Here is a 12,513-nt window from a genome sequence, read left to right as displayed (position 1 = left end):
TTTATATGTTTAACGCGATATATTATCCTTATTTTTCTCGCAGAAACGCTTGCCGTCCTTGAAAGGACGCCGAAGGCTTTTATGCTTGTCTACATCTGTATCGTAATATTGGCGGTGGGTACAACCTCACCATTTAGGATTGGAAGGAGTGATTTGAATGCATCAAGTGTATACTCAAATGCCGCAATTCCGCAGAACTCGCCTTCGATTAACGGTAAATCATACGGGCGACCTAATGTAATGGCCGTTACTTTGCAGCCTGCTGCCAGCAGCTTCTGAACAAGCGCAAGCTGACCTTTGTTTTCACGCGCATTGAACAAGCCGATAACAATATGCTTGTAGCCTTGTACCTTTGGCAGCGCAGCGTTGATTTGCTCCTCGCTCGGATCAATGTCGATAATCTCATAAGCTGTATTAAAATGCTCCCCCATATATTGCGGAAAGCTAAGAGCTTGATTCAAGCTGCTGGACGCAAGATCGGTGCGGTATGAATAGGAACCCATAAATAACACTTGCTCGTCACCGGTATGAATGGGCTGGAGCTCACCTTTAATGAGGCAGATCGTTTCCGTACGCATTAGCTCATTTGCTCGGTGATGTACATCGCAGCCAACTAGTTCATAATCTAGCTCCTCAATCGTCGCATATTGTGCTTTATAAGCTAAAATTTTTGTAACAGCTGCATCAATCAGCGCTTCATCCAAATCACCGGTGGCTACAGCTTCTTCGATCAAATGAATCGCTTCCTTCACTGTCTCTGGAGTATGACTAATGAATACCAAATCAATACCTGCTTTAACAGCTCCTAACGCTCCTTTTGCCGTACCATAGTATCGTTTGATCGCGTCCATTTCTAAACAATCCGATACAACTAACCCTTTATATCCTAATTTTCCTTTTAATATCTCTGTAATAATGGTATGAGACATAGTTCCGGGCACACCGGATTTTTCAATTTTCGGAAATAAAATATGTGCACTCATAATCGCTTGAGCGCCTTGCTCAATTGCGGCCTTAAACGGCAGCAGCTCAAGCTGCTCTAATTCCTCAAGTGTTTTTTCAATGGTAGGCAAGCCAATATGTGAATCGACATTTGTATCACCATGACCTGGAAAATGCTTAAGTGAGGACATGACGCCTCCATCGAGCAATCCCTTCATCATTTGAATTCCATACTGGGATACTGTTGCAACAGAATCACCATATGAACGAACATTTATGACTGGATTCAATGCATTATTGTTAACGTCCACAACTGGAGCTAGATTAAAATTAATACCTAATGCTTTCAATTCTCTGGCAGTCATTCTGCCTGCTGCATACGCATTTTCAGGTCGTCCTGAAGAAGCAATTGCCATGGCTCCAGCAACATTGGTCGCGTCTTTAGGCATACGAGTGACTCGACCGCCTTCTTGGTCGATCGTAATAAAACCCGGGATACCAGTATGTGTCGTGTACCATTGCTGCAGCTCAGTAACAAGCTCGCCTAATTGATATTTATTGTCGATATTATGTGAGAATAAAATAATATTGCCGACTTTATAATGCTCAATAACTTCCTTCAGCTCAGGAGTGATCTCGGTTGAAGGGAAGCCTGTTACGAACATTTGTCCAATCTTTTCGCGCAAGCTCATATGTTCTATTGTTCTCATCAATTATTCACCTTCCTCTAGCGATATAAATGATACTGCTGTGTTATTTCTGCAAATTGCTTGCTTTCCGCTGCAAACTGTTCAAGCAGCTGCTTGGCTTGCATATTTTCCGTACGATACATGTTGTCTCCCCCCAGCAAATCGATAAATGGACGAGAGCCCTCCTTCACAGGAGGCAGGAATGAAAATTGCTCGTACAAATCTCTTATCGTAAATAATAAGGTTACCCCAACTTCTAAAGGCCTCAGCACTTGGAGATCTGTAATGTAAATTTGTACCCCGCCGCATAGCTCGCCACAATGTTTAGATGACGTTGGCTTGAAATGAACTGGACGAAAAAGCACACCCGGGATACCTTTTGCATTCATCTCATCTGCCAATTGCTGCGCTTGAATGAACGGAGCACCAATCATTTCAAAAGGGAACGTTGTTCCACGTCCTTCGGAGCAGTTTGTGCCTTCAAATAAACATGTTCCTGTATATAATAACGCCGTTTCATATCGTGGTATTCCAAGTGAAGGATGAACCCAGGTTAATCCTGTATCCGGAAAGGACATGCTCCGTTCCCAGCCTTCCAAACGAACGACATGCAGCGATGCATTCCAATTCATTTGATCATTTGCCATCGTTGCTACCTCACCTGCTGTTAAGCCGTATCGCACGGCTAGCTCGTAATTTCCAACAAATGATTTGAAGCCGGGCTTCAAGACATTCCCTTCTACCGTTACCCCGTTAAGCGGATTAACACGATCAAGAACAACAAATTCTACACCTGCATTTGCACAATCTTCAAGTGCATACAGCATCGTATAAATAAATGTGTAGTAGCGTACACCAACATCTTGAATATCGTATACAATGATGTCTACTTCATTCAGCATTTCTTTTGTTAAACGCTTGGAGTCTTTACGGTACAAGCTATAGACTGGAACATTCGTAAAAGGATCCATGTAAGTGTCTACTACTGCCCCTGCATCCAAATCTCCGCGAACGCCATGCTCAGGTGAAAACATCGCAGCAAGATTAAAATTTTCATGTAATATAGTAATCGTTGATGCAAAATCCTTCGTAAGACCTGTCGGCGCTGTAATCAATCCTACGCGCTTACCTTCGAACAAATAACGATAATTCGTTATAGAATCAATCCCATTTAACACCATATGAAGCTGCCTCCTAGCTGCTTTTTCGCATAAATTGATAGAACAAGGGAATGTTTCCTGCTATACATAGAAACACTCCCTCTTAGCTAGTTGAATAGTTACCAAAGACTAGACTGCCTAACCTTCACCGTTTCAGCAGGCACCATAAATGCTTCTGCATATGTCTTTCTTGCTTCACAGCCGCGAACAACTGCTAGTGCTTTATAGTAATCCATGTATTTGAAAGATTTGCTATTCGTCACAAACCAATGCTTGCTTAAAGCATCTATCCATAGATCAAATGCCGCTTGATCGAAATCCACATATACGTAAGGGACATAATCAACCGCATCCTCCCAGTTTTCGGAGTAATATAATCTTGCTGCAAAGTGCGCGGGGAGCGCTCGTTCAAAGGATGATAGACTTGCGAAGAAACGGGCATCATTTACGATATGATGCGTTAGCGCATGGTCCTTATGCATACTGTTTTTCCAGTGTGTAATAATAATGTTAGGCTTCACGCGACGAATTACATCACAAACCTCCATACGAATATCTTGATTGTCAGGCAACTCTCCGTCACAATAATCATCGAATACAATGGCTTCACCGCCTAGCATATCCGCAAAAACCTGTGCCTCTTTCACTTTTTGCTGACGATATTCCTTCATATCCTGTCCTGCCGGGACCCCTCGTTCACCCGCAGTTAACGCTAGTGTCACAATGCGATCTCCCTTTAAACTATGACTAGCAAGCACACCACCAGAAGCTAGCTCCACATCACCAACATGCGCTCCAATTGCTAATACTGTGAATTTTTCACTCATCTTTAAAGTTCCCTCCGCAATATAGAAAATTGTTTTTCAATAGTAAAGCCCGCTTTTTGATAGATTCGAAGAGCCGGATTATTATTTCCAGTGAATAGAGAGATATATTGACAGCCCACATTTTGAAAAGCTTCAACCATTCTGAAAAATAATACACTGCCAAGGCCATGACCCTCATGCTCTGGGTGCACTCCGATACCGCAAAAAAATGCTCTTCCATCAGGCTGCGAAATAATTGGACCTGCAAAGCCCACAACCTCGTTGCCGTACACAGCTACTACAAGTGGTGCGCCAACCTTCACATCAGTAACAATATCCTTCTTCCACTGCGGATTTTGCAGGGCAGCAAGCGTTGCTTCAAGCCCTGTATGTAAATCAGGGACATAGCGCCCAATGTAATAGTCCTTGCTATTTGCTTTGGTTTCCTTATCTAAAATATCTTCGGGAACAATAAAGCTTCCGAGTTTTAAATACATGCCGCATTGCGTCGCTCGATCTTCGTAGCCTCTAGCCATTAAAGCTTCATATAATGGCTGGTCCTTACTGATGCCCGGGGCATTATTATGCTCATGCTGAGGTGCACTTGGTATACTCCACTTCAGCTTAACAGGGTTGAAAAACAATACATCCGCTTGTCTTTTCCCAAGTTCTTGGAATCTTTTTTCTAAACGCAATAGAAAAGCATCGTAAAGCTCCAGAGAAGCCACATGGGTATCTATAATAACACTCGTAATATAACCGGCCACATCTCCAAGAGGGAGATCGTCACCGCAGCAGCCAGCTGCAAAACCAACAATCCCTTTTTCGTCACAGCCTACCCATATACAGTCAGCGTCAAAATAAGGATGGTCGATGAATGTATCTTGAAACTCTCGCTCTGTAAATGGTTTATAATCATATTTTGTAGCCTCACGATTCCAAAGCTCTACAACTGCAGAGTGATCTTCAATTGAAAAGGGTCTGATTTGCAACATTTAAGCCTCCTGTGAACGTCCAATATAGGGCCAGGAAATTTTGCCCATTACTACTGGCTGTGAAGCTCCAGTTACTAGCGGGATATTGTTTGGTAAGCGCTCCATCGTGTAACACGCTAGCAGAGCAAAAGCAATTGCTTCCTTAGCATCACTATTACCACCGATATCCTCCTGCGTCAGCACCTGCACGTTATGCGGTGCAAATAAGTGCTGTAAATCACGCAAAAGCGTCTTGTTATAGCTTCCACCGCCGCCAATTAACAATTGCTCAGCCTGGTGCTGCGGTGCAATATACCGTTCATAGCTATCGACGATGCTCCAGGCAGTTAAGTACGTAGCTGTTGCAACAACATCTTCTGCTTTCCAGTGATTAACCTTCATCATTTCAATAATTTGTGCCACGTATTGTTGGCCAAACCGTTCTCTGCCTGTCGATTTTGGTAACGGCATCGTATAATAATTATCCTGCTGCATCCATTTCAATAGCTCATCAATCACTTGACCGCCCGCACCAATTTCGCCATTAACATCCATTGTCATTGGTGCAAATAATTGCGATACAAGGCCATCGATAATCATATTTCCAGGACCCGTATCAAAAGCAAATACCTCATCCGGTGAGGCCTTTACAGGCAAAACAGTCACATTGCCTATTCCGCCAATATTTTGCATCAGAAGTGTTTTCTTTGGATTGTTAAACAATAAGTATTCGGTAAATGGTACTAACGGAGCTCCTTGTCCACCCATTGCCATGTCAGCAACTCGAAAGTCTGATACGCAAGGAATTCCTGTGCGATTGGCGATAACTGCACCATCCCCAATCTGAACGGTACAATGCAGATTATAACCGCCCATAACATTCTCATCCGGAGCATGATAGATTGTTTGACCATGCGATCCTACTGCGAATATTTGCGAAGGCGAAAGGCCGCATTTCCCTATAACGGATAATGTGGCTTGGGCGTATAATTCGCCAAGCCACATATTCATTGCGCCAACCTTATCAATCGTAGCGCTAGCGGGATCAAAAAGCTCAAATATGGAGTTTCTAACTTGCATCTCAAAAGGTGTGTTTTCAAAAGCCAGTAATTCAATCTCTACTCCATGCTCTTTTTCGGCTGATGGGAAAAGCTTAACTACTGCTGCATCAATACCATCTACTGATGTACCGGACATCAAGCCAACTAAGTATGTTGCATCAACTTTTGATTGTTTGTCCATTAACCTTTCACCGCTCCAACTGTTACCCCTTCGAGGAAGTATTTTTGTAAACTGAAGAACAAAATAAACATTGGAACTGCTGAAATGGTTGCCCCCGCCATCATCGGTGCAAAGTAAGTTGTATTCGCAAAGCGAAAGTTTTTCAAGCCGACCTGAATGGTTTGCATATCCATCGTATTCGTTACTAGGAACGGCCAGAAAAAGTCATTCCATGCCGCCATGAACGTTAGGATTGCTAGTACTGCCATAATTGTTTTAGATAGAGGCATAATGATATACCAGAAGATTTTAGGCTGGGAACAACCTTCGATTTTAGCAGATTCAATAATTTCACCTGGAATGGAGGACATGAACTGCTTAACCAAGAAGATATTGTATACCGTTACTATGCTCGGCATAATCAACGCTGTGTACGTATTTTGTAATTCAAAAATGTTTACGATCAAAATATATAGTGGAACCTGAGTGACTTGAACAGGAATCATCATAGATCCCAGCAAAATAGCGAACAAAATGTTTTTCCCTTTAAATTTCATTTTTGCAAAAGCATATCCAGCAAGTGTAGCAAAAAATACGTTAGATACCGTGATACACGCTGCCACTATAAAGGAGTTCAATAACCAGTCCCATGTATGTGGGCTGAAGTTAAAGAAGAATTTATAAGATTCAAATGATATCTTCGATGGTAGGATAGAATAGCTCATTGCACCAGCTTCTACCGGATCACCGAACGAGGAGATGACCATAAAGTATATCGGGAATATGGTAGCTGCGGCAAATAGGATAAGGAACGTAATGTTTGCACCATTACGCATAAACAGATACCCTTTGCTTCTTAAGCTATTGTTGTACAAACCCATAGTATTCTGCTCCTTTTCCTAGTATTCTACATCTTTACCTATAAACTTGAATTGAAGGAATGATATAAATCCGATAATCGCTGCTAGAACTAATGATTGTGCCGCTGCCTCACCAAACTCAAAATATGTGAACGCATTGTTAAAGATTAACAAACCTACCATTGTTGTTGCATGGTCTGGTCCACCGCCTGTCATAAGATAAGCGTTTTGGAATACTTGGAAGGAACCGATAACACCAGTAACAAGTAGGAATAGCGTTGTTGGCTTAAGGAAAGGGACAACGATAAACCAAAGCTTTTGCAGGAAAGACGCGCCGTCAATTTCAGCTGCTTCATAATAGCTGTTATCAATAGCGAGTAATGCGGCTATATAAATAATAATTGCTGTACCATGACTTGATAACCATGACATTAACACAAGTGAGAACATAGCAGTTGCACTGGAACCAAGCCAGTTTTGATTTTCAATACCTAAAAAACTCACGAGCTTATTGGCAATACCTGATTTTAACGGATCGAAGATCCACAGCCACACAACAGAAAGCGCTACACCAGATGCTACGGCTGGCAAGTAATATAGTGCTTTAAAGATCGTTTGTGTTTTTTTCTTGAAAGGAATAATCAAAATTGAAATTAAAAATGATAGAAGAATATTAAACGGAACAGTTAATAGCGTATATACTAACGTGTTTTTCAGTGCTTTCCAGAAAAGTTCATCTGAAAACGAGTTAACGAAGTTATCCATGCCGACAAAAGTGGATCCTAATGGACCATATTTTTGTAAGCTGATAATAAAAGCATTGATGACTGGATATGCGGTAAATAAAGAAAACGCAATAAGTGCTACTGCGATAAACGCGTATCCCCAACCTGAGTCACTTTCGAGTTTCAATTTTTTTCTTTTAGTCAACGTTTGATTCATTGGGTCGCACCTCTCTTCTAAAAACAGTACAAGCTCTAGCTAATTTAGAAGGAAAGCTGTACGTTCTAGCTACGCACAGCTTTCACATGTCAGCCTAAGACAGACTAGTCAACTACAATACCATCTTTACCGAAAGATTTAATTGCAGCTGCTTTAACTGCATCATACATTTCTTGTGGAGCAATCTCATTTGCAAGTAAGGCTTGTAGTTTAGGAATAATAACTTCTGTTTCAATTTTTAATGCTTCAGCAGCCAGATCAGTAGGAATATCTGTACGAGCCGGAAGCGCTTTTGCCATCATAGCTTTACCTGCAGCAACGTTATCTTCGTTACGAGGGAATTTTTCAAGTACTTCTGCATTACGTGCAGATTCAGTAATTGGTGATAAGAACAGCTCATTACTGTAGTTAGCAGCAATTGAACCAGAAGACAAGAAATTCGTTGCTAGGGCAATATTTTTGATGTGCTCTTCAGATGGAGCTTTTTTACCACGAAGTGCGATATAACCATCAACGATTGAAGTAGGGACATAATCGGCACCGTTGAATGTTGGGACTGGAAGTGAAATATAATCAACTTCAATAGAATCTGCAACAGCTGAACCATCGTTCGCTTTAATCTTCTCATTGTTTAGACGAGCAGAGTTTTCAAATGCAGATAAACCTTTACCTGTGATCATCGTTTGACCCGTTAGGAACATGTTCCACCGTTTACCAGCATCGATAGAGCTTAGCTCTTTAGGCATAGAACCATCGTTGATCATTTCGCGAATAGATGTAAGTAGCCCCAAGAAGTTTTTGCTTGTATACGTATATTTAAGATCTTTATCGAAGTAATCTGGTAAACCTGCAGTTTTAGCAAGAATAGCTAGATAGTCTTTAGATGCTACACCAGATGTTGCGAACACGAAACCATAACGAGTAGTTTCACCTTTATCATTTTTCACTACGCCTTTAGAAATTGCATTACGGAACTCTTCATAAGTCCAACCGTTTTGTTGAATGCTTTTCCAATCAATTCCGGCTTCTTCAAGGAATTGTTTGTTACCACCGATAGTGTGGATTTCCATATACGCTGGTAGGCCGTATTGAGCGTCACCTAGTTGGAAATATTTCAATGGAACTTCGTCATAATCTGCCTTGGCTTCATCAGAAAGGGCACCGTTAAGGTCGATTAGTACATTAAGTGCTGCATATTTCGAAATTCCTGAAGCACCGATAAAAGCAATATCTGGAGGAGAACCTGCATTTACTTGAGTATCAAGTTTTTGCGTCATATCTTCCCAGCTCGCTGGCTCGATTTTCAAAGTCAAGTTAGGATGTAGTGTATTAAATTCTTTTTCCATATCAGCAAAACGTGTTTGATAGTTCGCTGATATCGGAGGTAAAAGTGCTGTAATCGTATCCTTTTTAGGCTCAGAACCACCGTTACTAGTTCCTGTGTTACCGGAATCTGTAGAAGCTGGAGCGTTATTTCCGTTTCCTCCGCAAGCCGATAATAGTGATACCATCATGATTCCTGACAAAAACAGAGTTAATCCACGTGATCTTTTTTTCATCGAAAACAGCCTCCTCAATTATTAATAGCATCCATCCTGTTATTCCACTTTTCACACCTAAACCAATGATGCGATTGCCTGTTTCAAGCGTCCTCCGTTTGCGTTAAGTACTTGTTCTGCTTCTTTTGCATCTAACCCCGATTTAATCATCATAATTGCCAGCTTACAGTTCATAGATGCTTTTTCAAGTGTTTCTGCGGCGGTTGATGTATCTACACCAGTCGTGTTCATGATGATACGAATCGAGCGATCTACGAGCTTAAAATTACTAGCCTTCAGATCAACCATCAAGTTGTTGTACGTTTTTCCTAACTTGACCATTGTGCATGTTGTCAGCATATTAAGCACCAACTTCTGAGCAGTTCCTGCCTTTAATCGAGTCGAACCGCTAATGACCTCCGGTCCTACAACAGGTGTTATACAAACATCTACAATGGGTTCGAACTTTGAGCCTCTGTTGTTACAAACACCGATAGTGGCTGCTCCAAGTTCCTTTGCTTTCGCTAAAGCTGCAATAACGTAGTTTGCACTACCGCTTGCCGAAATCCCAATAAGTACATCTTTGTTTGTTACACCAATGCTTTTGATTAATGCGATCCCTTCATCCATATCGTCTTCACAGCCTTCAACCGCAGTACGCAAAGCAATATCACCACCAGCAATATAGCCCTGCACCAAGGAAGGATCTGTACCAAAGGTAGGAGGACATTCGGAAGCATCCAGAACACCTAATCTTCCTGATGAGCCAGCTCCTATGTAAAACATTCTTCCACCATTAGACAACCTATGATGTAGAATATCTACCGCCTTTGCAATCTGCGGAATCTCCTCAGCTATAGCTCTGGGGACCAGTGCATCTTGTTGATTCATTAACTGGATCATTTCTTCCGTAGTACATTCATCAATCATTAATGTGTCTGGATTCACAGCCTCTGTTGTCAATCCCGCAAGGTAGTCATTCATAGCCATCCTCCTTCTTCCCAGCCTTAATCTGTCATGTAATTAACAAAACGCGTTAGATTAACTTACAATTATTATGTTCTTATACTAATACAACACCATCGCTTCGTCAATAGATTTTGAAATATAATTTCATAAAGAAAATAAATTCTGATGTTTTATTTCATTCCTTACACACTATGTTATACCACATTTATAAAGCGCTTACAAGATGCAATTTAAATTTTTACCAATTGCTTTGATCGCTATGGCTCTAAGGTTAAATCGATTTAAAAAAATGTATTATTTGCTGATTTTCGCTCCAACGAAACATAAAGTTACATCATCCGTGTTCAACCGGATGATGTTTCGTCTTCGATTCCATTCATTTTCTTCCTCATAATTGTGTGCCAAGCTATTAATTATTGAATTAAACTACTTATTATATTCATTAGATCAACGTATTCATCATGTAGATAATCTGACATGGATTGATAAATAGTATATTTAAGTATACGAAGTGAATGAAATACAAAAAAAAAGAAAGCATTGATCCATGATCAATGCTTTCCTCCACATTCATTCTATCAGAACCTAATTTCTAAGTTTTTTCTTTAATATATTATGCGTTTTTGTTAAGTAGGTTTTTACTTCTTCATATTCTGCACTTGCGACACCAGCAAATAATATGTCGATGATCGTAAGCATCGCAATACGCGAGCCCATAGCCCCACTACGGATTGTTATTTCAGGTGTGGATATACTCAGTACAATATCCGCCCGCTCCGCAAGCTCACTTTTATTGTACTTCGTAATCGCAATACATTTCGCTCTATTCTTTTGGGCAATTTCCAGTGCATCAATAATATCACTAGTTGCTCCAGAGTTAGAAATGAAAATGGCAACATCATCTTTCTCAAGTAAAGTTGCTGCCGTGAGCTGACTATGACCATCTGTATAGGCATGACACATCTTATTAATTCGCGAGAACTTCTGTTCCCCGTCCATACAAACGAGTCCCGAAGCACCTATTCCAAAGAAAACAATTCGCTTACTATGACATAGTAATTCTACAGCTCTTGTAATTTCTTTTCGATCAATAACACTAAGCGTATCCTCAATGGACTTGCAATTATTCAATGAAATATTTGATATAATTGTCGAGAGATCATCACCTGGCTGAATATCTGTATATTGAGCCTTTGAATCCTCATCACGAGAACCCAAAGATGCCGATATACTCACAATAAAATTGCGGTATCCGCTGTAACCCATCGTCTTACAGAAACGAAGGACAGATGCATCGCTTGTCTTACTCGATTGAGCCAATTCCTTAATCGACAAATGAGGGATCTCTTCCGTATTTTCTAAAATGTAATCTCCGACCAATCGTTCAACTGGTGTAAAACTCTCTCGCATCTCACGAATTTTAATTAATACGTTGTCATTTAGACTCATAATCTACCTACTCTAGATTTAATTAACACCTTTAATAATATCATAAACAATATAAACAACCTATTTCAATAACAAAATACGTTTTGGCATATCAAAAGCTAATATTAATTAATCTATTAAAATCATCCTACTCTTAGGTCATCTGGTGACTTTACGTTGATTATAGCGTAATAAAGTTGTAAGGTATAGTCGATAATTATATACTTTCTGATATGGTGAAATAAGGGACCACAAAGGTCCCCGAAGATTCTTTCTATTGTTCTCAGCATACGTAATACGCATGTATTTTTAAATTTTACTACCGCCTAAATATGACTCAATTTGTCAACTACATTCTTTGATGTAGCACCGTTGCTTGAACCATTTAATTGGCTAGCAAGCTGCTTTAATGCAGTCAAGAACACCGGCATGGCCGCTACACTTAGTAATAATAGTGCAATGATTAATACGAATGCTACCTGTATAAGTGTCATTACGCCCGAAGGAATCAACGCGGCGCAGGTGCCTCCTAGAATAAAGGCAGCAGACAATACTACACCAACCATATTAGCACAATTATGATTCCGACCAGCATAATCACGGCTGTACGTACAAAGTCATCCTGTGAAATATTCTGCAAATCAGCATTGGTTGCAGTTGTTCCTGTTAAGGCTGCTTGCACTCCTTGCAAGTCGCTGCCATCTAATGGCATTCCAAAAGCTGTCTGCAAGTTCTTCTTCGAGCTCAAGCGAATACAGTAACTCACCTTCTTCCATCATTTTAGCGAACATCTTCAAAGGGCGGCGTAACAATTTCTCCTCCTTACCTGATTTGGCTATATCTAGAATGAATTTTAATAAATCACCGAATATTGCTTTGCTATGTTCGTCTAAGTAATACCCATCTTCATGCAAGCCTTTCTTTTGCGATTTTTTTGCGCAAGAAATAAAGAGTCCTTTATAATGTAATAATGTACATAAAGAC

Annotated in this window: 12 protein-coding genes and 1 pseudogene; all 13 read right to left on the bottom strand. The window is 40.6% G+C overall.

Annotated elements, in window-relative coordinates; genetic code table 11:
• Nucleotides 1-89: 89 nt before the first annotated feature.
• On the bottom strand, nt 90-1,652 hold the full coding sequence (locus MKY52_RS20225) for a glycoside hydrolase family 3 protein (RefSeq protein ID WP_341053070.1): 1,563 nt from the start codon (nt 1,650-1,652) through the stop codon (nt 90-92).
• Nucleotides 1,653-1,669: 17 nt separating this feature from the next.
• Complete coding sequence (locus MKY52_RS20220; protein ID WP_076316285.1) at nt 1,670-2,812, bottom strand: exo-beta-N-acetylmuramidase NamZ family protein; 1,143 nt, start codon at nt 2,810-2,812, stop codon at nt 1,670-1,672.
• Between the two features lie 98 nt (nt 2,813-2,910).
• Nucleotides 2,911-3,618: a PIG-L deacetylase family protein gene (locus MKY52_RS20215; protein ID WP_341053066.1), complete on the bottom strand. Its 708-nt coding sequence runs from the start codon at nt 3,616-3,618 to the stop codon at nt 2,911-2,913.
• A 2-nt stretch (nt 3,619-3,620) separates the two neighbouring features.
• Complete coding sequence (locus tag MKY52_RS20210) at nt 3,621-4,592, bottom strand: GNAT family N-acetyltransferase (protein WP_341053064.1); 972 nt, start codon at nt 4,590-4,592, stop codon at nt 3,621-3,623.
• Entirely contained in the window at nt 4,593-5,813 is a 1,221-nt protein-coding gene (locus MKY52_RS20205; RefSeq protein ID WP_341053062.1) for an anhydro-N-acetylmuramic acid kinase, read from the bottom strand.
• Nucleotides 5,813-6,673 (bottom strand): carbohydrate ABC transporter permease, encoded by an 861-nt coding sequence (locus tag MKY52_RS20200; RefSeq protein ID WP_341053061.1) that lies wholly within the window; start codon nt 6,671-6,673, stop codon nt 5,813-5,815. Before MKY52_RS20200 ends, MKY52_RS20205 begins: the two co-directional genes overlap by 1 nt.
• A gap of 18 nt (nt 6,674-6,691) precedes the next feature.
• Nucleotides 6,692-7,594 (bottom strand): carbohydrate ABC transporter permease, encoded by a 903-nt coding sequence (locus MKY52_RS20195; protein ID WP_060622964.1) that lies wholly within the window; start codon nt 7,592-7,594, stop codon nt 6,692-6,694.
• Between the two features lie 104 nt (nt 7,595-7,698).
• Nucleotides 7,699-9,153, bottom strand: a complete 1,455-nt coding sequence (locus tag MKY52_RS20190) for an ABC transporter substrate-binding protein (RefSeq protein WP_036688723.1) — start codon at nt 9,151-9,153, stop codon at nt 7,699-7,701.
• A 57-nt stretch (nt 9,154-9,210) separates the two neighbouring features.
• A complete protein-coding gene (gene murQ / locus MKY52_RS20185) occupies nt 9,211-10,116 on the bottom strand; it encodes an N-acetylmuramic acid 6-phosphate etherase (RefSeq protein WP_341053060.1) in 906 nt (301 codons plus the stop codon).
• 570 nt (nt 10,117-10,686) lie between these two features.
• Nucleotides 10,687-11,550 carry a MurR/RpiR family transcriptional regulator gene (locus MKY52_RS20180; protein WP_060622962.1) on the bottom strand — a complete coding sequence of 288 codons (864 nt, stop codon included), beginning with the start codon at nt 11,548-11,550 and terminating at the stop codon, nt 10,687-10,689.
• A gap of 305 nt (nt 11,551-11,855) precedes the next feature.
• Entirely contained in the window at nt 11,856-12,041 is a 186-nt protein-coding gene (locus MKY52_RS30405; protein ID WP_445671001.1) for a hypothetical protein, read from the bottom strand.
• Nucleotides 12,042-12,082: 41 nt separating this feature from the next.
• Nucleotides 12,083-12,277 (bottom strand): MMPL family transporter, encoded by a 195-nt coding sequence (locus MKY52_RS30400; RefSeq protein WP_445671000.1) that lies wholly within the window; start codon nt 12,275-12,277, stop codon nt 12,083-12,085.
• 13 nt (nt 12,278-12,290) lie between these two features.
• A pseudogene (locus tag MKY52_RS30395) lies at nt 12,291-12,443 on the bottom strand (hypothetical protein); the annotation flags it as partial.
• Nucleotides 12,444-12,513 lie beyond the last annotated feature (70 nt).

Origin of the sequence: Paenibacillus sp. FSL P4-0184 (assembly GCF_038004625.1) — a bacterium.
In the GTDB taxonomy this organism is placed as follows: Bacteria; Bacillota; Bacilli; order Paenibacillales; family Paenibacillaceae; genus Paenibacillus_AQ.
This window is presented reverse-complemented; position numbering and strand designations above follow the sequence as displayed.